This window comes from Roseibium sp. (genome assembly GCF_965229775.1).
In the GTDB taxonomy this organism is placed as follows: Bacteria; Pseudomonadota; Alphaproteobacteria; order Rhizobiales; family Stappiaceae; genus Roseibium.
In genome coordinates, this window is record NZ_OZ245929.1 from 4,491,433 (window position 1) to 4,516,069 (window position 24,637).

The window sequence follows — 24,637 nt, forward strand, 5'->3', positions numbered from 1 at the left end:
GCAGTCGAATCTTGGAACGCGGTGCCAAGTTCGGTGTGTCTAGAGCCCGAGCCCGCCGAGGCAGTTGTATTTCACGTTGAGATAGTCATCGAGACCGTATTTGGAGCCTTCGTTGCCGACGCCGCTTTCCTTGAAGCCGCCGAAAGGAGCAACCTCGGTGGTGATCACGCCTTCATTGACACCGACAAGGCCGTATTCGAGCGCCTCCATCACGCGGAAACACCGGCCCAGGTCCTGCGAATAGAAATAGCAGGCGAGCCCGTATTCCGTATCGTTGGCCAACTGGATGGCATCGGCCTCGCTGTCGAAGCGGAACAGGGCCGCAAGCGGACCGAAGGTCTCTTCATGTGCGACTTTCATGTCCGGAGTGGCGCCGGTAATCAGGGTCGGTTCGAAGAAAGTGCCCTCGCCATCGGGCCGGTTGCCGCCGGAAACAAGTTCGCCGCCCTTGCTCAGAGCGTCCTGCACATGCGCGGCAACCTTTTCCACGGCGGCCTCGTTGATCAGCGGACCCTGGGTGACCCCGGCCTCAAGACCGTTGCCGACCTTCAGCTGTTCGGCCATGGCGGTCTTCAGCTTCGCCGCAAACGCATCATAGACGCCGGCCTGGACGTAGATCCGGTTCGCGCACACGCAGGTCTGCCCGGAGTTGCGGAACTTGCTGGCGATGGCCCCGCTGATGGCCCGGTCCAGGTCGGCATCGTCGAACACGATGAAAGGCGCGTTGCCGCCGAGTTCCATCGAGATCTTCTTCATGTTCTTGCCGGCATTCGCGGCCAGCAGCTTTCCGACCCTGGTCGACCCCGTAAACGTGATCTTACGCACCGCCGGGTTCTCGCACATCTCTTCGCCGATGGCCGGAGCGTCGCCGGTGACGATGTTGACGACGCCGGCCGGCAGGCCGACCTTGTCGGCCATGATGCCGTAGATCAGTGCGGAATAGGGCGTGAATTCCGCCGGCTTCATGACCATGGTGCATCCCGATGCGAGCGCCGCGCCGAGCTTCCTGGCAATCATCGAATTCGGAAAATTCCAGGGCGTGATCGATGCGACAACGCCGACCGGTTCCTTCGTGACCAGAATGCGCCGGTCCGCCCAGGGGGACGGGATCGTGTCGCCGTAAATGCGTTTTCCTTCTTCGGCGAAGAAGCGGATGTATTTGACCCCGAGCGTGATTTCGCCCTTGGCCTCCGCGAGTGGTTTGCCCATTTCGGTGGTCAGGAGCACGGCAAGGTCGTCCACCTGGTCCATGATGGCGTCGCACAGCTTGTGCATGTAATCCGCACGCGCATCCGCCGTAAGGGCCTTCCATGCCGGAAACGCGGCCTTTGCCGCTGCGATGGCACGGGCGGTCTCACCGCGTCCGCAATAGGGGATCGTTCCGATGCTCTCGCCGGTCGCGGGATTTGCAACGGCAATTGTCTGGCCGCTATCCGCATCAACCCACTCGCCGTTGATGTAGACGTTCTGCTTGATTAGTGCGGTGTTCAAAGACATGGATCACTCCCGAATTCTTGTGCGGAGAAGGGCGGCCGAGCGGCCTGCCGGACCGGTTTTCAAAGAGATAGAGCGCCTTTGAGCCGTCTGGCAAGCGCTTTTCAGGCCCAAGGGGGCATTGGGCCCGGCCCGCGGTGTCAGACCGGTCGGATAACAGTCAGCCGCTCCCGAAGGGCGGGGCGTTCAGCAGACTGGTTTGGTAGGAAAAAAGGGGCCCCGAAGGGCCCGCAAAGCCTTGTCAGGATCCGCTGAGGCGTTCCTGCAGCACCGCGATTTCGTCCGCGAGTGCCTGGGCCTGTTTCTGCACGCGGTCGAGCGCAACCTTCATGCTGTCGAGATCCGCCGCGTCGTGGTCCTCCGCGAAGGGAGGCGCTCCGCGCCCGACGAGCAGCCAGGTCGGGCTGACATTCAGAACGCCCGCGAGCAGGACCAGTTTGTTGGACCGGGGCTCGGAACGGTCGCTTTCCCAGCTTTGCATGGTCGACGTCTTGATGCCGAGGCGGCGGGCAAGCTGCGCTGTCGACAGACCGGATGCGTCGCGCGCCTTGCAGATACGCTCGCCGAGAGTGTATTCGCTGCTTCGTGTCGTCATGACTGAACTCCCGTCGAGGCCGGTTCGGTCCGTCACCAAATGAACGGTTTCGTTCGCCAAGAACGGAACATTTTTTCTGAAATGATGGGTCATGGCGCGCACACTTGCATGATCGGCCTGTGCAGTGCAACAGCTGCCGGGCGATTTGTCGCATAGAGAGTGGGCCGCGGCGGGATTGAGCAAATTCCTCGGTAAAAATGACGGTTTTGGGCAGTGCCTCAGTATTCACGCTCGAAGAAGATTCCGGCCTTGGATTCACCGTCCGCGCCGACTTCGCCACGCACCTTCAGCCCGCGGTCGAGATCGATGTCCACCTTCACGCGGCTTGAGCCGGATCCTGTGCCCTGTTCGACGCCGAGATAGATATTGTCGTTGATGTACTTCCCGACGGCAACGGAGGGGCCGTCTTCTCCGTCCGTGTTGATATCGATGGCGTCCAGCCCGAGCGACTTGCGCAATGTCGCCAGCGGCCCACTGTCGCTGCCCCCCGTCAGGGTCGCGATCGCAGCCGCCAGGCTCGCGATTTGTGTCGCCGAAAGATTGCCGACGCTCTTGCCGAACAGGAGCAGGGCCAACACCTCGTCCTGGGGCAGTTCAGGCGAAGAGGTGAAGGCGATTTCCGGATCGTCCGCCTGGCCGCTCACGGTAACGGTGATCGTCGTGTCGTTGACGGTCGTCGTGGCGGCAAAATCGATCAGCGGCGTCAGCGAGCCGTCGAAGGTGGCGCTGCCGCGCGAGAAGGTCAGGCGGCGCGTCAGGATGTCGAGTTGGCCGCGTTTCAGCGAAAACGCACCGATGGCCTGAGGGTCTGCCGTCGTACCGACCACCTTGAGGTTGCCTTGCAGTTCGGCATCGAGGCCCCGCCCGCGGATGAAGATCCGCCCCGGCGCGTTGAGCACGATGTCCAGACGTGGCGGCACGGACTTCTGTTCCGCCTGCGACTGTTTGGGTTCTCCGCCAAGATCGGCTACCTGCTGCCGGATCGCCTGGGACGCGTTCACATGTTTCACCTCGACCGGCGGAATCGCCCCTGGCAGGTATTCCGGGATCGAGATATCCGCCTTGTTGATGGTGATGGACCCGCCGATCAGCGCCGAGTTCGACGCGGAGGCGAGCGGTCCGCTGATCTTGATGTCCGCATCAACCTCGGCGGTGACCAGGCCCGGGTCGACGTAACGCCCGCGGTTGAGCTTGAGCGCAAGATCTGCCGGAAAGCCGTTGTTCATCCCGACGCTGCCGGATGCGGACAAGGAGCCGCCTGTGGCAAGCTCGCCCGTGATTGAATTCAGCGACGCCAGTTCCTGCGTGACCGTCGCCGACCCGGCAATGTTCTGGACGGTCAATCCCGTCGACAGACTGGTGACTTTGAGACCCGCAGGCGTCGCGGTGATCTGGTAGGTCGGGGCAGCAGCGGACCCGCCGACATTGCCCTTGAGGGACACGGAGCCGTCGCCCCGCAATCCCGCCTCGAGAAGCGGGCGTTTCAGCGCGTTGACCGGAACGGTGCCGTCAAGCGTGATCGCAATGGCATTCGGTTGGGCAAGGCCCACCGTCCCGGACGCGGAGAAGGCAAGGCCGTTCGGATCGCTGACCGTGGTTTCCTGGGAGACCTGGTTGTCCTTCAGGGTGCCGGTCGTTTTCAGGGCGAGGGCGGAGAGCCCGTTGTTTTTCAATTCGCTCGCGGTAAGACCCGCGCCCGTAATCGACCAGGTCGCCTCCGGCGCCGCGGAACTGCCCTGGGCCTTCAGTGAGCCGGAGAGCGTTCCGCCCAGTCCGAGCGACGGCAGGAAGGCATTGGCGAGGTTGAGCGGCACGGAATTCAACTCGGCGGACATGTCAAGCGATTGACCCGCTGTTCCCGAAACGGAGAGCGATCCGTCGCCGAGCTTGAGCCTGAGCGGCTGGATATCGGCGGTCCCGGCGGAATAGGAAATGCGTGTTGCCTCTAGCAACTGGCTCGCGAGGCCCTGGTAGCGCATGGATAATTCGGAAAGGTCGACGACATAGGTGTCGGACGCCGGTTGCGCGACCCGTGCGGCAAGGGAGAGGCCGTCGTCATTGTCCTGATCAATCTTGACGTCGGCATTGATCGAGGTGCCGTCGCCCTCGGGTTTCGCCGACAGCGTCACCGCATGAACCGGCGTTGCGTCGGTGATCAGGTCGGAGAGCTCCACATCCGCGGTCGCCGTCTGTGGAGAGTAGGGGGCCGCAATGTCCGCCTTCACCTTGACACTGCCAATGCTCAGGGACGGAACATCGATGTCGGAACCGGTGAGATCGATCGCGAGTTTCTTCGCGTCGGGATCGGCGAGGACGCTCCCCTGCAGCCGCCCGCCGATTTCGGTCAGCACGAGGGGGGACAGCGAGGCAAGATCGGGGGCGTCGATCTCAAGGTCGCCCTTGAGTGTTTCGACCGGCTTCTGAAGATCGGCCATCGCGAGGGCGCCCGTGACGGTGTTTCCGGCGAGTTTGACAGACAGGGGGTTGATATCGGCGCCGCCGTTTTCGCTCTTCAGCTCGATATCGACCGCAATCGGCTGGCCCTTGAGGCTGGCCGAGGAGGTCACCTTGGCGCTTGGCGCCGCCATGTCCGCGATGGCCGTCGCCGCGAACTCGAGCGCGTCCAGTGGTGTGCCGGCGAGCAGGATCTGCTCGGAGGAGGCATCCAGTTCTACATTCAGCGCGTCGATCGGTCCGGACGTCCTGGCGGAAAGTTTGGCCGCGCCGGCAAGTTGCGGATCAAGCTTGCCCAGATCGGAAAGGTCGACCGAGACATCCGACGCCAGTTCCTGTTTCTGATAGTGCGCGTTTCCGCCGATTGCGATGGCGGCGTTCTTGATCGAAAGGCTCTCCACCGTGATGTCGTCCGCACCCGCCAGGGCAACAACGGTGTCGAGCTGCGTCGAACCGGACATCAAGGCGTCCGCCTGCGCAATGCCGGTCACCACGTCCTGCGTCGTCACCGCTGCAGTTGCCTTTCCGGAGACTTCGGCCGGATCAAGATCCGCTGAAAAAGTTGCGGAAACGCTCCCACCGAGGTCGCGTTGCGCCAGTTTTGAAAACAAGCTGATGTCGGACAGCGAAAGCCGTCCCTGACCGGCGACACTACCGGCTGAAAGCAAGGTGTCGGTCAGCGTGAGCGCTGCTGCGGAGGAGGTGAGCGCGAGGTCGGAGATCCGGACTTCCTCGGCGCTGCCGTTCGCCGTTCCCAAGGCTTTGAGCGACAACCCGCCCGTGAGCGGTTCGGTCTCCGCCGTCAGGCCGTCCAGGTCGGTGATCGCCAGTTGCAGGTCAAAGGGCGATGTCAGGACATCCGCTTGCAGGTTGGCCCCTGTTCCGCTGGCATCAAGCTTGATTGCGCCCGTTCTGGCCTCGGTCGTCTGAAAGGAACCCATGCCGATATTTGCCGACCAGTCTGCCGCCGACTGGCTGCCTGTCACCGCAACGGTGGCGTCAACGGGGCCGAAAACGATCCGCCGGTCGCCAAGGTCAAGGGCGATCAGGGCATTGTCGCCCGCGTTGACCGTCATGTTTGCTTCGGCGTTGATCTTTTCTTCGGCAAGGTCTGCGGACGCCTCGAGTGCCACAGTCTGGGTCTTGAGATCGAGATCGGCTGCGACGGGTGCGAATTCCGGTGTGAAACGCGCGCTGCCCGCTGCATGAGTGGTGCCGGTCAGGAAGGCCTTGGCTTGCGGCGGTGCGAGCGGTTCGAGATCTCCGTCCAGATCGAATGTGAGAACGCGCTCCGCGTCCTTTTCTTCCAGGTTGGCGGATCCGGTGACTGTTGTCCTTCCGTCCAGTGCGACACCGAGATTAGCCGCCCAGTTCGTCAGCGGACCGCTGCCTTTCAGGTCCAGCCGGATGGCCGGAAGGTCGGGAACCTCCAGGAGGCGCGCCGCCATTCCGCCGCGTGGCTCCGACAGAACTAGGTCGAAGGCCAGGGTTTCCGCAGCGGGTTCGAATTCGGCGGAGGCACTCAGGTTCGCATCGATGCCATCCACCCTCTGGACGTCGAGCTTGCCGGATATGAGGGCGGGATCGCGTTTGAAAGCCCCGGAACCGGCAACGGAAAACGACACCGCTTCGCCCAGAACGGAATTTCCGATGTTGATTTCATCGAGAGAAAGATCGGCCAACGAAACATCAAGCGGCAGCGCAAGGCCGCTGGACGCTTCGCTCGTGTCGGTCTCGCTTTCGGTGGCGCTCGCGGGTTGAGCGGCGGGAAGCCGGTTCAGGTCGATCCTGTCAGCGGTGAGGCTTGCGACATCGAGAGTTCCCGAAAGGAGCTGGAGCGGGTGCCAGTTCAGACCGAGTTGCTCGGCTTCGAACCAGACGCCGTCCTGATCTGCGAGTGCAACGTTTTTGACAGCCGCATTTAGGCCGAAGCTGAGATAGAGCCCCTCGATCTTGATTGCCATCGTTTCGCTCGATGCGAGCGAACTGACGACATTCGACACGAGATTGCGGCCCGAAGGAACCTGCAACACGGCAATCAGAAGCAAGGGAATCGCCACCACGAGGGCGATGAGAAATCCGAAAATACGAAGAGTAAGGTTCAAAAAACGCATGAGGATCAGGGTTTTCTGCTGTCCGGTGCCGCGAGGCTGATCAATCGGGTTTCAAGGGTTTAGCGCGTTCAGCAACGTGTTTCCAGGCAGCAGTGTTGCCGAACCGGTGTTCAAAGTGGTCCGTACCCTAAAAGGCCTGACTCAAGCCCACATACAACGCGAAATCGGGATCATCCTTGCCAGGATCGAGTGGAATCGCGGCATCGACGCGAAGCGGACCTATGGGAGTAAAGTACCGCAAACCTGCGCCCACGCCCACCTTCAAATCCTCCGCAAAATCCGGAACGGTGTCTTCGTAGGCGTTTCCGGCGTCCACGAAACCGACAACGCCGATGGTTTCGGTTACCCGGACGCGGACTTCCCCTGACAGTTCTACCAGGGATCGGCCGCCGACAACCTCACCGTTCACCCTGGGGCCGACATTGCGGTAGGCGTATCCGCGAATGGACCCGCCGCCGCCCGCAATGAAGCGCCGGCTTGCCGGAACCGCCTCGACCGAAGGCGCGAAAATGGATCCGAGCGTGACCTTGCCGGCCAGGATGAACCGCTTGGCCTCGTCCAGCGCATAATAGCTGGACACCGTGCCCCGCACGAAACCCATCGCATTGGAATTGAGCGTATCGTAAGCCGGTTCGGCAAAGACCGATGCAAAAACGCCCTTGGACGGGTTGAGTTTGTCGTCCCGGTTGTCGAACGTGAGGTCGGCAGGCAGACCGAGCAGCAGGTATTCGTTTTCGCCGAAGGCATCTTCCTCGTCGGCAAAGAAAACCTCTGCGCCCGCGCGTCCCTTGAGCGTGTCGGAAAACTCGCGGTTGAGAAAGGCGTTGAAGGTCGCGGTGCGGCTCTTGTAGGCGTCCGGATTTTCCTGTCTGGCTTCCAGGCTTGTCGAGAAACTGGTCAGCGGACCGAAAACCCCGGGTTTTTCGAAGGCGATCCGTGCCGAGTATTCCTGGTTTGCGAAACTCTCGGTGCCGATCCGCCCGACGGAGCCTTCCACGGAGAGCAATTCGCCGCGGCCGAAAAGGTTGCGCCGCCGCCAGTAGGCCTCCACTCCGAAGCCCTCCGTGCTCGACCAGGAGGCGCCGGCGCCGATGACATGCCGCTTGCGTTCGCTCACTTCGATCGTGATCGGCAACGTGCCGTCCGGTCCCGCAATGTCGCCCTCGACAAACCGGATGGAAGAGAAGATGCCGAGATCGTTCAGCCGCTTGCGCGCCCGTGCGATGTCCTCGGGAGAATAGATGCCGCCTTCAGGCAGCATCGCCTGCTGCTTGACGAAATCCGGATCGGTCACGTCGGTTCCGTTGACGGCCACCGGTCCGAACCGCGCCTGTGGCCCGGCATCGGCCACAAGCGTGACATCCAGCCTGTTGGAACTGTGGTCTGCGGTGATCCTGCGTTCAGCGATCCTCGCTTTCGGGTAACCACGCCCGCGCAGGAGCGCGACGATGCGTCCCTCCGCAGACAGGATCTTGCCCGATTCTGCGGGCTCACCAGGCGTGAGACCCCAAAAGGATGGGTCCGTCGACAATTCGCTGGTGTCCGACGTGATGGCAACGTTGCCGAAGGTGAACACCGGACCAGGGTTGACCAGTATCGAAACACGCACCGGCCGGGCATTGGGCAGGTCGCTCTGTTCAAGCGCGGTTTCCAGGGGAATGCCTGCCAACTTTATGGAAACCGTTCCGCCGTAGCGGCCTTCCGAGTAGAGCTTGGCAACGAGCCGTTCGCGGTCGGACAGCGCACGCGCGATCAGGCCTGCCTCTCCGGACGGCGGTTTGTCCTGCTGTTGGATGAGGAGGGAAGCGCCCTTCAGGTCGCCGGTCAGGTCCTCGTCACCGTCAGAGACGGCGAGTTCAGCCTCATAAGGGGTGGGATCGGGGACCGCTTCGCCCTGTTCTTCTTCCTCACCGCCGAAGGGTTTCCACCCGAAGATTTCAAATGCGCCTGCCGGATAAAGGGGCAGCGCGAGGCTGAGAATCAACGCTCCGATTGCGACAGCGGATTTTGAAACACGAAAAGGGCCGGTCGCCGTACCGGCAACCAACATCTTGGGTGCGGTTGAAACCGCACTCCGGGCAAGCCCGGAGAAGCAAGACGGTAGACCCTTCACTAACTGCCGCCTGACGGGTTGGTTCGGCCGGGCTCTCCCGATATTGAAAAGCACAACGTCCGAACTGCTTATGCAGCCCTACAATCGCAAGCGTATGCTGCCATGGTTAAATCTTGCTGAATCTTGATAGACCATGACGACTGGCTGAAAGCAAGAGAGAAGGCAGTGCAAGGGTTTGCCGGAATCAGTTGAAGCGGTGCTTGTCGCAGGTCAACACTGATTTCCTCTGCGGCAAAAACAGACACGCCGGACAAGTCCGGCGCGTTTTACTTTTCTCCCGGAGCTGCTTGCTCTCAGAACAGCGGATCTTCTTCCGGCAGGCCCATGAGACGCCGTGCTGCCGTCAGGGTATTTACCATGAGCATGGCGATCGTCATCGGGCCGACGCCGCCTGGCACCGGCGTGATTGCACCGGCATGGTCCACCGCCTCGTCGAAGGCAACGTCTCCGACCAGACGCGACTTTCCTTCGCCGCGTTCGGGCGCCGGTATCCTGTTGATGCCGACATCAATCACCGTCGCGCCGTCCTTGATCCAGTCGCCCTTGACCATTTCCGGACGTCCGACGGCGGCAACCACGATGTCGGCGGCACGCACGACGTCGGGAAGGTTCTGGGTGCGGCTGTGGGCAATCGTGACCGTGCAGCTTTCCTGGAGCAGCAGGCTGGCCATCGGTTTGCCGACAATGTTGGAGCGGCCGACAACCACGGCGGTCTTTCCGGAAAGCGAGTCGCCGAGCGTGCGTTTCAGAAGCACCAGGCTTCCGGCCGGCGTACAGGGAACAAGGGCGCTGTCGCGCTCTCCGGCGGTCAGGAGACCGACATTGACCGGATGGAAGCCGTCAACGTCCTTTTCAGGACGAATCAGACGCAGCACCTTGCTTTCATCGATATGGCCGGGCAGGGGCAGCTGGACCAGAATTCCGTGGATTTCCGGATCGTTGTTGAGCTGGTCGACCAGCGACAGCACCTCTTCCTCGCTGGAAGCGGCATCAAGCGTGTGCTTGACCGAATGAAAACCGCAGGCTTCTGCGGCCCGGTCCTTGTTGCGCACATAGACCTGGCTTGCCGGATCCTCGCCAACGAGCACAACCGCGAGCCCCGGGCGTTTTCCGCTTTCCTGGAGAAGGGCTGCTGCGCGGCGCGTAATCTCATCGCGCACGGATTCCGCAATGGCTTTGCCATCAATGATTTTGGCCTGGGGCATTCAGCCTCCTTGTCGATGATACGATTGAAACAAACGAATTCGGCGACCAGCTATAGAATGGCCGTCCGAATTGAAAAAGGCAGATTGCGTCGTTTCTTACTCTGGTTTCGCCACCGCGCCTGTCCTCACGCCTCAGGAGGTGCGCACGAACCGCTCAAGTTCCGAAATCGCGCAGACAATGTGATAAAGCGAGCTTGTGGGGGCCGGCTCATCCGCGAAACTGCCGTCGGGAGCCAGTTTGTCGAGGTAAAGCCCTGCCGGTGCATTCTCAAGATAGACCCGCAGTGCCGCGACCGATGCGGGAATGTCCGCCAGGTAAGCGTCTCTTTCCGGTCCGCTCGAGATTTCGGCCAGGGCAACCGCCGCCTTGATCCACTCGGTCTGTCCCCACAGGCGCGCGACCGGGTTTTGAACCGTGAAGTCGTCGTTGAGCGCCATGAAAGTGACGCCGCGGTTTTCGTCAATGCCGTATGTCCAGGCAATGTCATAAAGCCGTCTTGCGGCAACCAGGGCACCCGCATCTTCCCGCGAACGCCCCCATCTGCACAGCAACCACGCCCATTCGAACTGGTGGCCGGGTTCCATGATGCGGCCCTTGTCGCCGGGCATGGGCGACCAGTCCAGATCGAAGAATTCCCGCAGACCGCCGCTGACCGGATCAATGAAACTGTTCATCGCCAGGTCGGCAATCTCGTCCGCAAGCTCGTCCCAGACCGGATCATCGGAAACGGCTTCCCAGGCAAGGCAGGCTTCGAACAGGTGCATGTGCGGATTGGAACAGAGGGGTCGTTTGTCCGGATTGGCTTCCCGGAAACCCGCCTCGCTGTGCCTGTAGGTCTCCAGAAGGAAATTCAGGAGATTGGCGGCGTGCTCTTCCGCAAGTGCCTTCCGGCTCGGAACGGACGCCGCGATGTTCGCGAAACCGAACAGTGCGAAGGCCTGATTGTAAAGATCGAACGTGTCGTCCACGATCTCGTTGTTCAGGTTGGCTGCGGCGGCAATATAGCCGGATTTCGTCAGGTAGGTGCGCGTGAACCAGTCAAAAAGGCCGGCGGCGATCTCTTCCGCCGGTCCGTTCCATCCCAGCCTTGCGCCTTCCAGAAACGAATAGATCTGCCGGGGGACAATGCGCGCGCGGCGCGGCGCATCCGTTGCTTTGCGGTCGACCAGGTCGATGGCCTCGAAACACTCCCCCCTGGAAAGGTCGGCGCCCTCTGCGAGCCAGATCGGCAGGGCTTCGTCGTTCTGCCACTTGATGAGATCGGCGGACAGCTGCCTGATCGGCCCAAGGCCTGCGTTATGGGGTGCCATTGAAGTCCTCGTGCCCGGGTGAGGCGGATGCTCTGGGTGAATCGGTTTGAAACCGGTCAGGACGTTTTAGCGAAAAGTTCCAACAAGGAAAAACAGGTAAATTTACGGAGGCACCTCTATGCGCCGCTGCCTTGGCGGATGTCCCGGCACGGGCCGGGACACCGGATGCCGGTTCAGACGTTGCTGTCCGGGAAGGACGCCTTGCGCTCGGCCATGAAGCTGATCAGCGCATCGTCGATCGCCGGATCGAGTTCGGGACCGGTATAAGACCTGAGCATTTCCTTCCACTTGCCGTTGGCCCTGCGCGCGGCATCGAGTTCGCCGTCGGCAAGCCACTGCTCGTAGGAATTGTTGTCGGCGATCGAGGAGCGGTAGAACGCGCTCTCAAAGTTCCGCTGTGTGTGGGCGGCGCCGAGGAAGTGCCCGCCCGGGCCGACTTCCTGCAGGGCGTCCATTGCCAGGGTCTCGTCATCGACCTCGATGCCCTTTGCCAGCACATGCATCATGCCGAGCTGATCGGCATCCATGACGAATTTTTCGTAGGACGAACACAGACCGCCCTCGAGCCATCCGGCGGAGTGGAGGGCGAAGTTCACGCCCGACTGAAGCGTTGCAAGGATCGTCTGCGCCGATTCCTGCGCCGACTGGCCGTCCGGCAGCTTGGAGGCGGTGAACGAGCCGCCCGAGCGGAATGGCAGGTTGAGCCTGCGCGCCAGCTTGGCGGCACCGTTCAGAAGCAGCGAGCCTTCCGGGCTGCCGAAGGTCGGCGCGCCGGACTGCATGGAGATGGAGCTGACAAAGGCGCCGAACACCACCGGTGCGCCGGGGCGGATGAGCTGCGTCAGCGCACATCCCGCCATCGCCTCCGCCAGCACCTGGGACAGCGTCCCGGCAACCGTCACCGGGCTCATCGCGCCCGCCAGGATGAACGGCGACACGATGCAGGCCTGGTTGTTCTTCGCATAGACCTTCAATGCGCCAAGCATGGTGGCGTCGAAGACCAGCGGCGAGTTCGCGTTGATCAACTGGATCATGACGCAGTTTTGATCGACGAATTCCTCGCCGAAGGTGATCTTCGCCATCGCGACCGAATCTTCCGCGCGCTCCGGTGCCGTGACCGACCCCATGAACGGCTTGTCGGAATACTTGATGTGCGAATAGACCATGTCGAAATGGCGCTTGTTCACCGGCAGATCGACCGGTTCGCAGACAGTGCCGCCCGAATGGTGCATCCAGGGCGACATGTAGGCCAGTTTCACGAAGTTTCTGAAATCCTCGATCGTGCCGTAGCGGCGTCCCTGATCCAGATCGGTCACGAAGGGGGGGCCGTAGACAGGGGCAAATACGAGATTGTTGCCGCCGATCTCCACATTGCGGGCCGGGTTGCGCGCATGCTGGGTGAACTGGGACGGCGCTGTCTTCAGGATCTCGCGCAGCATGCCCTTCGGAAACCGCACGCGCTCGCCGTCGACATCCGCACCGGCGTCCTTCCAGATCCGGAGCACTTCCGGGTCTTCGCGGAATTCCAGTCCGATTTCCGCGAGAATGCGATCCGCATTCGCCTCGATCTTCAAAACGCCTTCTTCGCCGAGGACATCATAGATTGGGAGTTTGCGGGATATGTAGGGGACAGCCTGGCCGGCCGGACCTGCTTGCCTGCGCTCGCGGCGGGCGGATCGGCCTCTGCGGCCCGACGGGGCGGCGTCTGACATCATTCAGCTCCAAGGGTGGTGTTTTGAGTTGTGCGTAGTCTTTCTCAGGCGCAAGTGCAACCCGGCTCCAGATGCGTCGCACTTTGCCATAAATGCGTCATGTCCCTGACTTGATCGATCTTGCTTGCCGGTGCCGGGAGGCGGACAGTGTAGCACTGTTGCGGAAAACCGTCGCTTCTGCGTTGAAATCCGGCTCAGCGGCTGCCTTCCATGTGGTCGCTGCCGCGCTGCAGCGTTTCGGATGAATGCCGCATCCACCCGCTACGGCACCCTGTTCACGCACAAGATGCCGCGCAAAGGATTCCGGATCAGATCTCGGCATTGGAAACAAGACTGAAGGCGTCCTGAGGTGATCGGTGCACCGGACAGCCTTTCCCAGTCGTCATCCCGGACTTGATCCGGGATCCATGCCGCTCCGCCGCCACCTTGCAAAGGTCGAGTCCGTAGACGCGTCAGGGCATGGATTGCCGGATCAAGTCCGGCAATGACGCAAATGTTTGGGACAAGGTTTCGCGTCTTCGCGCTCATGCTGCGCCCCGGACGGCGGGGGGAGCGGAGGCGCTCTCACTCCCAGCCGTCATCCCGAACTTGCTCCGGGACCCAATCCATATTGCCTCAACACACCTGCCATGGAGCGGCAAACGGCGGATCCCGCTCTACCAAACAACCATTGCACTGCAAACGAGTAGGCCCCGGATCTCCGCTGCGCTGCGTCCGGGGTGACAAAGAGCACTGGTTCGCCTTCACTGACGGACGGCAGACGCCGGGTGGTGCGATCCATGTGGCGAATCTGCAACCCCTGGCGAAGTCGTGAATATCTGCACACTTTATTGGTTAATGCCGGTTTACCTGTCAGAAGTGACAGTGTACCAAGAGAGTGTGTGGGGGACGTCAGATATGAAAGACGTCCGGAATGGTCCTGTTTCCCCGTCAGCAAAAGCTGACCGCCCTGTGTGCCGGTGTTTTTATGTTCGCAGCGGCCGAGCAAACCCGAGCTGATGATTTCATCGTTGATACAGACGAGACCACCACACAGGTGGTCGATGGCGACGACACGCTGGTGGTCACCGAAGACGGCAGCATCATCACGACCGACGAATATGGTATCAACAGCAGCGGCTCCGGCAATACGATCACCAATTGGGGGCTGATCTCCACAAGCGGTGTGACCGCCGGCGGATCACGCGGGATCTACAATACCGGGGATGGGGCCAGGATCACGAACGAGGGAACCATCCGCACGACGCAATCTGCCTCGGAAGCTATCCTTAATAGCTCCGGTCACAACACGATAATTATCAATAACGGTGCCATCATGTCTGTCGCCTCAGGCATTCGCAACTTGAGAGGCAACAACGTTACGATCATCAACAACGGTTCAATCGAGACCAGTGGAAACGCAGCGCACGGCATCAGAAACTATGGCGATTTCACCGACATTCGAAACGTTGGATCAATCCGAACAGGTGGCAGCGGAATCACAAGTGGTATCTATTTGCAAAATGGATTGAGTTCCGCGCCATTCGAAGGCGTGACGGTGTTCAATAATGGAACCATCATTGGTGAGCAAGGCTACGCAATTCGTGTTGGTATCAATTATACCGATCCGGTTGTAAACTTGAACGCCCCGTCTTTTCTTGGCGGGGGAATCGAATTCAATTCCGATACTACACTCAACATCGATACCGGGCCGTCCCATTCCGTACTTTGGCAGCTTCCCACCACGAATGTCGCGGGCGGTGAGGCCAATATTTCCGGCACCGTCCCCTGGTTCTACGATCCAACCACCGGCCAGTTCGCCACCTTTGAGCCAACCGGGCTGAGCGCGAGTTTCAACCAACTGGCCGATAATGCGAACACGCTGGCCCGTCTCGGGCGCTATGGTTTGAGGCAGGCAGGGCGGCTGGCACCGGCGGCGGCTGTCTCCGCAGCGCTTGCCTATGGCGAAGACGCAACGCAGACCTCTGATGGATTTGACGCGCTGCTGGCAACCAACTCCGGCCCGGAGGCCGCCTACGGGTTCAAGTCGGGCCACTTCTGGATCACTGGCTTCGGCGGCACGGCCAACTATGAGGGCGACGGCAGCACACTCGACCAGACCATTGATCAGATCGGCGCTGCCGCCGGCTATGCCTGGAGCCAGTCATCGGTGATGCGCCTGGGCGTCATGGCGGGCTATATGAATGGCACGATCACAGCGAAAAGCACCTGGGCGGACTCGCAGGATATTGACAGCAACGGCGTCTTTGCGGGCATCTATGGCGACCGGCGCTTCGGGCGCGTGACCGTTGGGTGCGGTGTTGCCGGGGGCTGGCAGTCAAATGACAGCACGCGTTTCATTAATGACAACACCGCACTGACCGGCGGGCTTACCCTCGGTGAGAGCTGGGCAAGCGCGTCGTACGAAAGCTGGTTCATCACCCCGGAGGCCTCTCTGTCCGCTGCCATCCAACTCGGCGACACCGGTCTTGTTCTGACGCCAACCGTGCGGGGCCGCTACGCCCTGCAACACACCGCCGCCTACGAGGAAAGCGGTTCGAACGCCAATGCGTCGGTGGACGCCCATTCGCTAGGCGTGGTGGAAGGAGATTTCGAACTCGCGGTGTCAAGAGATATCGGCCCGGCCGCCCTGACGGGCCGCGCCGGCTATCTGCTGCGCAGCTCAGTAGGCGATGACGACGTGCCCGTGACGCTGCTCGGCATCACCAACGCCGTCGGCCTCGACGCAACCGACCGCTCCGCCGCCTATGCCGGGGCATCGCTCGATCTGCATCTCGGCTCCAATGCCAGCTTCACCCTGGACGGTCAGGGCACCTTCTCCGACGACGTCGACGCCCTCCAGGGCATGGCCCGCCTCGCGATCCGCTTTTGAGCGGGGCGTTGCAGCTCGGCAGTGACCCTCTGTTTGTGATCCCGGCCAAGCGCAGGGCGAGCCGGGATCGGGGAGGCAGGAGCGTTGGCGTTCTTGCCCTCGGCAGCCGCTGGCGTCGCGGCGCCCCGGCCCCGGATCTCACGAAGTTCGTCCGGGGTGACGGTTGGGCGCTGCTTGCCCCTGCCTGTCGTCATGCCATGGCTTGACCCACTGCTGTCCGGTTTGGGAAACACAATCGAGCTTACGTCGTTGAGAAAGCCATATATCTCCGTGCGGCGCCAAATTGGGATACGGAATTGTATCCCCGATTTGTCGTCCCGGTTTGCCGCATATGCGGCAAGACCGGGAACCAGTACTCCAAGTGGCTGGATCTTGAAAAAAAAAGAGAAACAGGTGGTTACTGGGTTCCGGCCTTCCGCTTCGCTTCAGCCGGAATGACAAGTTCCTTTTCTGCGGAGCTCCTCACGAGATCCAAGTCGGGTTAAACCGGACAGCAGTGGGCTTGACCATGGCATCCATGCCGCTCCATCGCCACCTTGCAAAGATCGTATCTGTAGACGCGTCACGGCATGGATTGCCGGATCAAGTCCGGCAATGACGCAGATGTTGGGGACGAGGTTTGGCGTCTTCACGCTCGTGCTGCACCCCGGACGGCGAGGGGAGCGGATGCGCTCTCTTTCCCACCGGCGTCATCCCGGACTTGATCCGGGACCCAATCCACGTTGCCTCAAAGCCCGTGCATAGGGGCAGGAAACGGCGGACCCTGCCCGGTCAAACAACAGCTGCTCTGCAAACGAGTAGGCCCCGGATCTCCGCTGCGCTGCGTCCGGGGTGACGGTTGGGCACTGGCTAGCCTCTGACTATCGTCATGCCATGGCTTGACCATGGCATCCATGCCGTTTCGGTTCGGTGCGGTGCGGCTGCCGCACTCCTTATTTGGCAACACCGTGTCGTGGTCATAATGTCGCCATGACGCATTCACGCTATTCGCACTTCCGTTCTGTCGCGATACTGCGCCGCAAGGATCGATGTGCAGGTCGTGCACACCAAAGGCAATGAGGCGGCGAAGTCGCAGGCCGCTTCCGCGTAGTGAAGAGGAATGAAACATGTCAGCATTTCCTGACAGGGCACAAATCGTCATCGTCGGGTTGGGGGGCATCGTCGGTGCCTCGGTGGCGCATCACCTGCTGGAGCGTGGCTGGACCGATGTCGTCGGTATCGACAAGTCCGGCATTCCGACCGACATCGGCTCGACGGCGCACGCCTCCGATTTCTGCTACACGACCAGCCACGACTATCTGTCCGTCTGGACGACGCAGTACTCCATCGAGTTTTTCGACAAGATGGGTCACTACGCACGTGTCGGGGGGCTGGAAGTCGCGCGCACGGGCGACGACACCTGGATGGAAGAGATCAAGCGCAAGGTCACGTCCGGCAAGGCATTCGGCACCAATGTGCGCCTGGTCGATCCAGCCGAGATCAAGGCGCTGTTTCCGCTGATCGAGGAAGACCAGGTGCAGGGCGGCATGTTCGACCCGGATGCGGGCCTTGTCGTGCCGCGTTCGCAGACGGTGGCGGGCAGGCTTGTCGACATGGCCGAGCAGACCGGCAAGCTCAAGGCCTTCGCGAACACGCCTGCACAGTCGCTGATCGTCGAAGACGGCCGCATCAAGGGTGTCGTCACCCATCGGGGCACAATCATGGCGGATCATGTCATTGTCTGTGCCGGCCTCTGGGGGCGGCAGATTGCGGCAATGGTGGGTGAGGATCTGCCGGTCATGCCGGTCGATCACCCGCTCACCTTCTTCGGCCCCTATAACGAGTTCGAGGGAACGGGCAAGGATATCGGCTACCCGCTGCTGCGCGATCAGGGCAACTCCGCCTATATGCGCGATACCGGCGATCCCAAGACCGCGGAAGGCGGACAGATCGAATGGGGGTACTACGAGACTGAGAACCCGCGCATGTGCCACCCGCGTGATCTACTGGAAAAGGACCAGGCACGCCTGTCGCCGTCCCAGCGTGATCTAGAGATGGAACAGGTCATCGAACCGCTCGAACGCGCCATGGAGCTTACCCCGATCCTGGGTGAACTCGGCTATAACGAAGGCCATTCTTATAACGGCTTGCTGCAGGTTTCGGCCGCCGGCGGTCCGTCCTGCGGCGAAAGCCAGAAGGTCCGCGGCTTGTGGTACTGCGTGGCGATCTGGGTCAAGGACGGGCCGGGATACGGCAAGCTGATCGCCGACTGGATCACGGACGGGCGCACGGAAATCGACCACGCGCCGATCGACTATTCCCGGTTCTACGCCCATCAGATGACCGAGGACTTCATTGCCGGCCGTTGCTATGAGGCCGCGCAGAAGATCTATTTCCCGGCGATCCATCCCCGTGAGCCCTATGCGACGGGACGCGGCGTCAAGCGGTCACCCTTCTACGAGCGGGAAGTCGAGCTCGGCGGCCACTTCATGGAACTTGGCGGCTGGGAGCGGGCGCACGGCTACGCGGCGAACGAGCATCTGCTTGAGAAATACGGCAACCGTGTCCCGGTGCGCGAGGCGGAGTGGGACAACCGGCATTTCTGGCGTGTCTCGAATGCCGAACAGCTGGCCATGAGTGAGGATTGCGGCATCATCAACCTGTCGCATTTTTACATGTTCGACGTCTCGGGACCGGATCATGTCGCGCTGCTGGAGTGGCTCTGTGCGGCCAGGATCGGCGGTGACAACAACATCGGCAAAGGCATCTACACCCACTTCCTCGACGACGAGGGCAACGTCCGCGCCGACCTGACGGTGTTCCGCATGGCCGACCGCTGCCGCATCGTTGACGGTGCCGACGCCGGGCCGCGCGACTATCACTACGTCAAGCGCATTGCCGAGGACAAAGGCTACGATGTGACGGTGACCGATGTCAGCGAAGAGTTCACGACAATCGGCATCTGGGGCCCGAACGCCCGCGACAATCTGAAAAAGGTGGTATCGGATCCTGCCGCGCTGGATGTGGAGAATTTCCCGTTCGCCGCGATCCGGCAGATCGAGATTGCCGGCAAGCCTGTCTCCGCCCTGCGCCTGTCCTATGTCGGTGAGCAGGGGTGGGAACTGCATATGAAATACGAGGACGGCCTTGCCGTCTGGGACGCGCTCCGGGACCTCGGGGTCATGGCCGTCGGCGTGGAGACCTATGCCAACTCCCGGCGCATGGAAAAGAGCCTCAGGCTGCAGAACGCGGACCTGCTCACCCAGTACAATCTCTACGAGGCCGATCTGGCGCGTCCGAAAATCAAGGAAGCCGACTTCCGTGGCAAGGCGAAGCATCTGGAATACCGGGCCCGCGACAAGCAACCGGCCATGCTCTGCACGCTCGTGATGACGGAGAACACCGACAGCAACGGCGTCAGGCGTTACCCGGTCGGCGCCATGCCGGTCATGGACCCGGATACCGGAAGAACGCTGGTCGACAGTCTGGGCCGGATTTCCTACACGACCTCCGTCGCCTTCGGGCCGACAATCGGCAAGAACATCGCGCTGGCGTATCTTCCGCAGGACTATTGTGAGGTCGGCCGAAGGCTCAACGTGGAATACATGTCGGAAACGTACCCGGTCGAGGTCGCCGGCGTCGGCTATGCACCGCTCTACGATCCGGAGAACCTCAAGCCGCGCAGCTGATCCGCGGCGTTTGCATGGAGCGCTGGGCGCTCCGGAGCGCGCATGGCCGTGTGCTTACGCAATCTGCAAAACCCGCGTGGACTTCTGCGCGGGTTCTGCTATTGCAGGCACCGGTAATTCCTTGGGGTGGCCACACCGCCTGACTTTGACTTGAAAGACCTCCGCATGTCGAAACTTGAAGACCTGCTTTCGCGCAAGGGCGCGCTCCTTGCCGATGGCGCAACGGGCACCAACCTGTTTGATATGGGCCTGGTCTCCGGCGATGCACCGGAACTATGGAACACGGACGAGCCCGACAAGATCCGCGCCCTGCACCAGTCCTTCGTGGATGCCGGCGCCGATATCATCCTGACCAACACCTTCGGCTGCAACCGCCACAGGCTGAAGCTCCATCAGGCAGAAGGCAGGGTGAAGGAACTCAACGCCGCCGGCGTCATGCTGGCACGCGACGTCGCCGCGACGGTGGAGCGCGAGGTTCTGGTGGCCGGGTCCATTGGTCCGACCGGAGAACTCTTCCAGCCGCTCGGTGCCTTGAGTTTCGAAGACGCCGTTGCAGCCTTCCGTGAGCAGATGGAAGGGCTGTTCGAAGGCGGGGCTGACGCGCTCTGGGCCGAGACCATGTCCGCCGTGGAGGAAATGAAAGCCGTCGCCGAGGCAGCCAAGGACTTCGACCTGCCGCTTGTGATCACGGCGAGTTTCGATACGGCAGGCAAAACCATGATGGGGCTGCCGCCCAAGGGACTGGGCGACCTGCAAGCCGAGTTTGCCTGCACACCGGTCGCCATTGGCTCCAACTGCGGTGTCGGCGCGTCCGATCTGCTGGCGGCCATCATGGAAATCACCGAGGCCTACCCGGACGCGATTGTCGTTGCCAAGGCCAATTGCGGTATCCCGCAGATCCAGGGCGACGAAGTCGTCTATACCGGCACGCCCGACCTGATGGCACGATACACGCACAAGGCGCTGGATGCCGGTGCCCGGATCATTGGCGGCTGCTGCGGAACCTCACCCTTGCATCTTGCAGCGATGCGCGCGGCGCTCGACAGCCATTTGGCCGGTGAACGCCCGACATTGGATGAAATCCTGAGCGACATCGGCCCTCTCGTCTCGCCGCCCAACAAGGCCGCGGATGCAGCCCGGGCGGAGAGCGAGGGATCGGCATCGAGTGGACGCCGGCGCGGTCGGCGCAGGGCCTGACAAGGAGCGCGCAGCCCGGTGTCAGCAGCTGCCGGGCTTTGCATCCTTGAAGGACGCGTCTGTTTCCTTGAGGCTCGCCGAATCGATCGCCATCGACTGGTAGGGCGGATCGGTCTGCATGCCGGGATTGCTCATGTGGATCTTGTAGCAGCCTGAATAGACGAGGCTCTTGCCGTCTGTCTGCACGGCTTCGATAACCACGGGCAGAGCCCAGTAGATCTGACCTGCACCCGGATCAGGTGCGGTCGATCCGAACTTGACGGTGACCGATTTGGTTTTGGCATATCCCGAGGACCACTCTTCGAAATCGCCGGGCGCTGAATCCGGTTTGAAATAGCCGTAGGCCTGCGCGTAATAGCGGTTGCTGATCGCGAAATAGTAGCTCTCGACGAGCTTCTGCGGGCTCGAGCGGTCGTCCATGTAGGTCCAGTCGTCGGCGAACGCGTCAAGACTTGAACCGTACACCGCCAACAGGAACACAGCGGAAAACAGGCCGCCGGCGAAACAGGTTTTACGCATCTGGGTCTCCGTTCAGACATCAATGGCCATCAGTCTCAGCGCGGGATGATTTTCTACCAGGGACGCGTTATTGCAACCTGCACCAGGGAAGTTTTATTGAATTTGAACGATCTCCTTTTACGCCGTCGCTGTGTCACTCCTGCCCGCGCGTCCCGCGGTAAAACCTGTTGGAGAGCTGTTTGAGATATTTCGGTCTGATACTGATTGCCGCCGCATGCCTCGTTCCCGTTGTCTGGTATGTGCCGTTGGCTACATCCCGCGATCCGATCGCGCTTTTCAGTCAGTATCTCGGGTCCGCGGCCCTGGTGCTGATGGGGCTCAACCAGTTCATTGCCACCCGGATGCCGGGCCTGGAAACGGTTTTCGGTCCTCTCGACAGGATTTATGTGCTGCACAAGTGGCTCGGCGTCATCGCCATGGTCGCCATTGGCCTTCATGACATCATCGATGCGGAAATGAACGGACTGCGCGGCGGTCCGCTTGCCGGTATTGCCGAAGACATCGGTGAGATCAGCCTTTACGGGCTTCTCATTCTGGTGCTCGCATCCGTGATCACCTTCATTCCCTATCACTTGTGGAAGTGGAGCCACCGGCTGATCGGGATCTTTTTCGCGCTGGGCGCCTTCCACTTCTTCTTCATCGAGAAACCTTTCTCCAATGCCGAACCGCTCGGGCTCTACATTTCCGCATTCTGTCTGCTTGGGCTCGTCAGCTATGCCTGGATGTCAGTGCTGAGGCCCATGGCGCCGCGCGGGCACGGCTACACGGTTGCGTCGGTAAAGCATCTGGGCGGATTGACGGAAGTCGAGTTGACGCCCAGAGGGCGCGGCCTGAAACACAAGCCGGGGCAATTCGCCTTTCTCTCGGTTTCAGGAAGCGGGCTTTCCGAAGAGCATCCCTTCACACTGAGCGGCGCACCGCGCCAGGATCGGGTCCTGCGGTTTTCGATCAAGGATCTCGGTGACTACACCCGCCGTTTTCGCGACAGGATCGAACAGGGCATGGACGCGACCGTCTCCGGACCTTTCGGCCACTTTTCGATGCCGTCCGGACGGGAGCCGCAGGTCTGGGTCGGCGCCGGGATCGGCATAACCCCGTTCCTCGCCTTTGCCGAACACCTGAAGCAGCGGGAAACGGGCCAAGTCAAGCTTTATTACTGCGTTCGCGAACGTGACGACATTCCCTACGCGGTCGAGCTTGAAAAAATAGCGGAAGCGGTTTCCAGCCTCGAAGTGATCATCGTCAACTCGGCCGAAGGCGTCCGGTTGACGCCTGAACGGATCGCGGCTGACCTTGGCGGTGAACTCGCACGGGCCCATGTCTTTTTCTGCGGACCTGTTGCCATGCGCAAGGCGTTGAAGAGCGGTCTGGTGTTGAAGGGAATGCGCGCATCGCGCTTTCATTTCGAGGAATTCGAGATGCGCACCGGCATTGGCCTTCGCAGGTTTGCAGCATGGCTTTGGGATCGTGGTACCTACGCCATTGAAAAGCGGCGCGCGTCCGGTGCTCACCCTGCCGAGTGACACAATCACAAAAAGCGGCACTTGCAATTCTCCTTGTTTGACGTTTACGTAAAAGAAGGCCGGAATACCGGCATGAAATGAGAGGCATAGGAGACTTTCATGCAGCCGGTGATGACAGCTGAACAGATTGCAGCGTTTCTCGACAGGGAGTTTCCGCAGATCCATGCCGGTGGTCGCGCCTATTCCATTGAGAGCGTTTCGGAAGGCGAGGCGGTCATGCGCCTTGCGGCGACGGACCTTCATTTGAGACCTGGCGGTACGGTTTCAGGCCCCTCGATGATGGCGCTTGCAGATCTTGCAGCCTATGTCGTCATCCTGGCGCATATCGGCCCGGTGGCCCTTGCGGTCACGACTAACTTCAACATCAACTTCCTGCGCAAGCCCCAACCGGGAGATCTGCTCGGGACCTGCCGTCTTCTGAAGCTGGGCAAGCGGCTTGCCGTGGTCGAATGCGGGATTGCCGGGGCAGGGGACGAAGATCTTGTTGCCCATGCGACGGCGACTTATTCCGTGCCGCCGCGTGGATGAGCATTGTGGAGCTTCCAGGCAAGGCCTGTAATGTCCAAAGCAGTCAAATTTAGTGTGGTATTATAATACCGTTTTTGTAAAGCATTGAAATATATTAGAAAATTAAACCTATATGGAAATAATCAGTCTTGACGCTCCTTTTGTGCCGGCGTATAAGCTGCCTCGAACGAATTCAGGGTCCGTTTGCCGGCTCATTTGGAAGCTGCGCGGGCCCTTTCCTTAACCGACCAAGTTGGATCAAACACATGAAGACCTTCTCTGCCAAGCCGGCTGAGGTCGAGAAAAAGTGGATCTTGATCGACGCAGAAGGCATGGTTGTCGGCCGTCTCGCCGCTTTCATCGCCAATCACCTGCGCGGCAAGCATCTGCCGACCTATACGCCGCATGTCGACACCGGTGACAACATCGTCGTCATCAATGCCGACAAGGTCGTGCTCACCGGCCGTAAGTACGACAACAAGAAATACTACTGGCACACCGGTCACCCGGGTGGCATCAAGGAGCGCACCGCGCGCGGTATCCTGGAAGGCCGTTTCCCCGAGCGTGTTCTGGAAAAAGCCGTGCAGCGCATGATGCCGGGCGGCCCTCTGTCCAACAAGCAGCTCAAGAACCTCAAGGTCTACGCTGGTCCGAACCACCCGCATGAAGCTCAGTCGCCCGAACTGGTCGACGTGAAAGGCCTCAACGCAAAGAATGACGGCAGGAGGGCTTAACGATGGCTGAGCTGCAATCCCTGGAAGAACTGGGCGGCGCGGTCGACACCGCTGCTCCCGAAGCTCCGGTCCATGTCCAGAAGCTGGACGCACAGGGCCGCGCATACGCAACCGGCAAGCGGAAAGACGCGATCGCCCGCGTCTGGATCAAGCCCGGCACCGGCAAGATTTCCGTCAACGGCAAGGACTTCACCGAGTACTTCGCCCGTCCGGTTCTGCAGATGATCCTGCGTCAGCCGATCATGCTGACCGACCGTGATGGCCAGTACGATGTTGTCGCAACCGTCACAGGTGGCGGTCTGTCCGGCCAGGCCGGCGCCGTGCGTCATGGCCTCTCCAAGGCTCTGACCCACTACGAACCCGAGCTGCGCGGTGTCCTGAAGAAAAACGGCTTCCTCACTCGCGACAGCCGTGTTGTCGAGCGTAAGAAGTTCGGCAAGCGCAAGGCACGTCGTTCGTTCCAGTTCTCCAAGCGTTAATCGCTCGAACGACATTGCAAGATTCATGCGGCGCTTCCAGGACATGGGAGCGCCGCATTGCTTTTGGGGGAAGCACGCGCGCCGGCCGCACGTTTTTCGACTGTGCGCGGAGACCCGACGGCCTTTCGAGATCACCTGTG

General features: G+C 61.1%; 15 protein-coding genes. 7 read left to right on the forward strand and 8 right to left on the reverse strand.

Translation table 11 applies throughout. From position 1 onward, the window contains the following. Positions 1-39: 39 nt before the first annotated feature. The 7 genes from ACO07N_RS20265 to ACO07N_RS20295 form a co-directional block, all read right to left on the reverse strand. The gene (locus ACO07N_RS20265) at positions 40-1,497 is read right to left on the reverse strand and encodes an NAD-dependent succinate-semialdehyde dehydrogenase (protein ID WP_421982762.1); all 1,458 of its coding nucleotides are present in this window, start codon (positions 1,495-1,497) and stop codon (positions 40-42) included. 238 nt (positions 1,498-1,735) lie between these two features. Then, positions 1,736-2,089, reverse strand: a complete 354-nt coding sequence (locus ACO07N_RS20270) for a helix-turn-helix domain-containing protein (RefSeq protein WP_421982763.1) — start codon at positions 2,087-2,089, stop codon at positions 1,736-1,738. Between the two features lie 218 nt (positions 2,090-2,307). Next, positions 2,308-6,657 (reverse strand): translocation/assembly module TamB domain-containing protein, encoded by a 4,350-nt coding sequence (locus ACO07N_RS20275; RefSeq protein WP_421982764.1) that lies wholly within the window; start codon positions 6,655-6,657, stop codon positions 2,308-2,310. 127 nt (positions 6,658-6,784) lie between these two features. Then, positions 6,785-8,641, reverse strand: a complete 1,857-nt coding sequence (locus tag ACO07N_RS20280; RefSeq protein WP_421982765.1) for an autotransporter assembly complex protein TamA — start codon at positions 8,639-8,641, stop codon at positions 6,785-6,787. 422 nt (positions 8,642-9,063) lie between these two features. Beyond that, positions 9,064-9,975 (reverse strand): bifunctional methylenetetrahydrofolate dehydrogenase/methenyltetrahydrofolate cyclohydrolase FolD, encoded by a 912-nt coding sequence (gene folD, locus ACO07N_RS20285; RefSeq protein WP_421982766.1) that lies wholly within the window; start codon positions 9,973-9,975, stop codon positions 9,064-9,066. A gap of 132 nt (positions 9,976-10,107) precedes the next feature. Then, on the reverse strand, positions 10,108-11,286 hold the full coding sequence (locus tag ACO07N_RS20290; protein ID WP_421982767.1) for an AGE family epimerase/isomerase: 1,179 nt from the start codon (positions 11,284-11,286) through the stop codon (positions 10,108-10,110). Positions 11,287-11,459: 173 nt separating this feature from the next. Continuing rightward, positions 11,460-12,998 carry a trimethylamine methyltransferase family protein gene (locus tag ACO07N_RS20295; protein WP_421982768.1) on the reverse strand — a complete coding sequence of 513 codons (1,539 nt, stop codon included), beginning with the start codon at positions 12,996-12,998 and terminating at the stop codon, positions 11,460-11,462. A gap of 913 nt (positions 12,999-13,911) precedes the next feature. Here ACO07N_RS20295 and ACO07N_RS20300 point away from each other — a divergent pair. From ACO07N_RS20300 to bmt, 3 genes are all read left to right on the forward strand, one after another. Continuing rightward, positions 13,912-15,870: an autotransporter domain-containing protein gene (locus ACO07N_RS20300; protein WP_421982769.1), complete on the forward strand. Its 1,959-nt coding sequence runs from the start codon at positions 13,912-13,914 to the stop codon at positions 15,868-15,870. Positions 15,871-16,976: 1,106 nt separating this feature from the next. Beyond that, a complete protein-coding gene (locus ACO07N_RS20305) occupies positions 16,977-19,538 on the forward strand; it encodes a GcvT family protein (RefSeq protein ID WP_421982770.1) in 2,562 nt (853 codons plus the stop codon). Between the two features lie 165 nt (positions 19,539-19,703). Beyond that, on the forward strand, positions 19,704-20,735 hold the full coding sequence (gene bmt, locus ACO07N_RS20310; RefSeq protein WP_421982771.1) for a betaine--homocysteine S-methyltransferase: 1,032 nt from the start codon (positions 19,704-19,706) through the stop codon (positions 20,733-20,735). Between the two features lie 21 nt (positions 20,736-20,756). On the opposite strand, the gene ACO07N_RS20315 is transcribed toward bmt, so the two are convergent. Further along, entirely contained in the window at positions 20,757-21,254 is a 498-nt protein-coding gene (locus tag ACO07N_RS20315; RefSeq protein WP_421982772.1) for a hypothetical protein, read from the reverse strand. Positions 21,255-21,433: 179 nt separating this feature from the next. On the opposite strand from ACO07N_RS20315, the gene ACO07N_RS20320 reads away from it, so the two are divergent. From ACO07N_RS20320 to rpsI, 4 genes are all read left to right on the forward strand, one after another. Next, a complete protein-coding gene (locus ACO07N_RS20320; RefSeq protein ID WP_421982773.1) occupies positions 21,434-22,777 on the forward strand; it encodes a ferric reductase-like transmembrane domain-containing protein in 1,344 nt (447 codons plus the stop codon). A 99-nt stretch (positions 22,778-22,876) separates the two neighbouring features. After that, complete coding sequence (locus ACO07N_RS20325; protein WP_421982774.1) at positions 22,877-23,305, forward strand: PaaI family thioesterase; 429 nt, start codon at positions 22,877-22,879, stop codon at positions 23,303-23,305. Between the two features lie 245 nt (positions 23,306-23,550). Then, entirely contained in the window at positions 23,551-24,018 is a 468-nt protein-coding gene (gene rplM / locus ACO07N_RS20330) for a 50S ribosomal protein L13 (RefSeq protein ID WP_319387201.1), read from the forward strand. Positions 24,019-24,020: 2 nt separating this feature from the next. Beyond that, a complete protein-coding gene (gene rpsI, locus ACO07N_RS20335; RefSeq protein WP_421982775.1) occupies positions 24,021-24,497 on the forward strand; it encodes a 30S ribosomal protein S9 in 477 nt (158 codons plus the stop codon). The last annotated feature ends 140 nt before the right edge of the window (positions 24,498-24,637 follow it).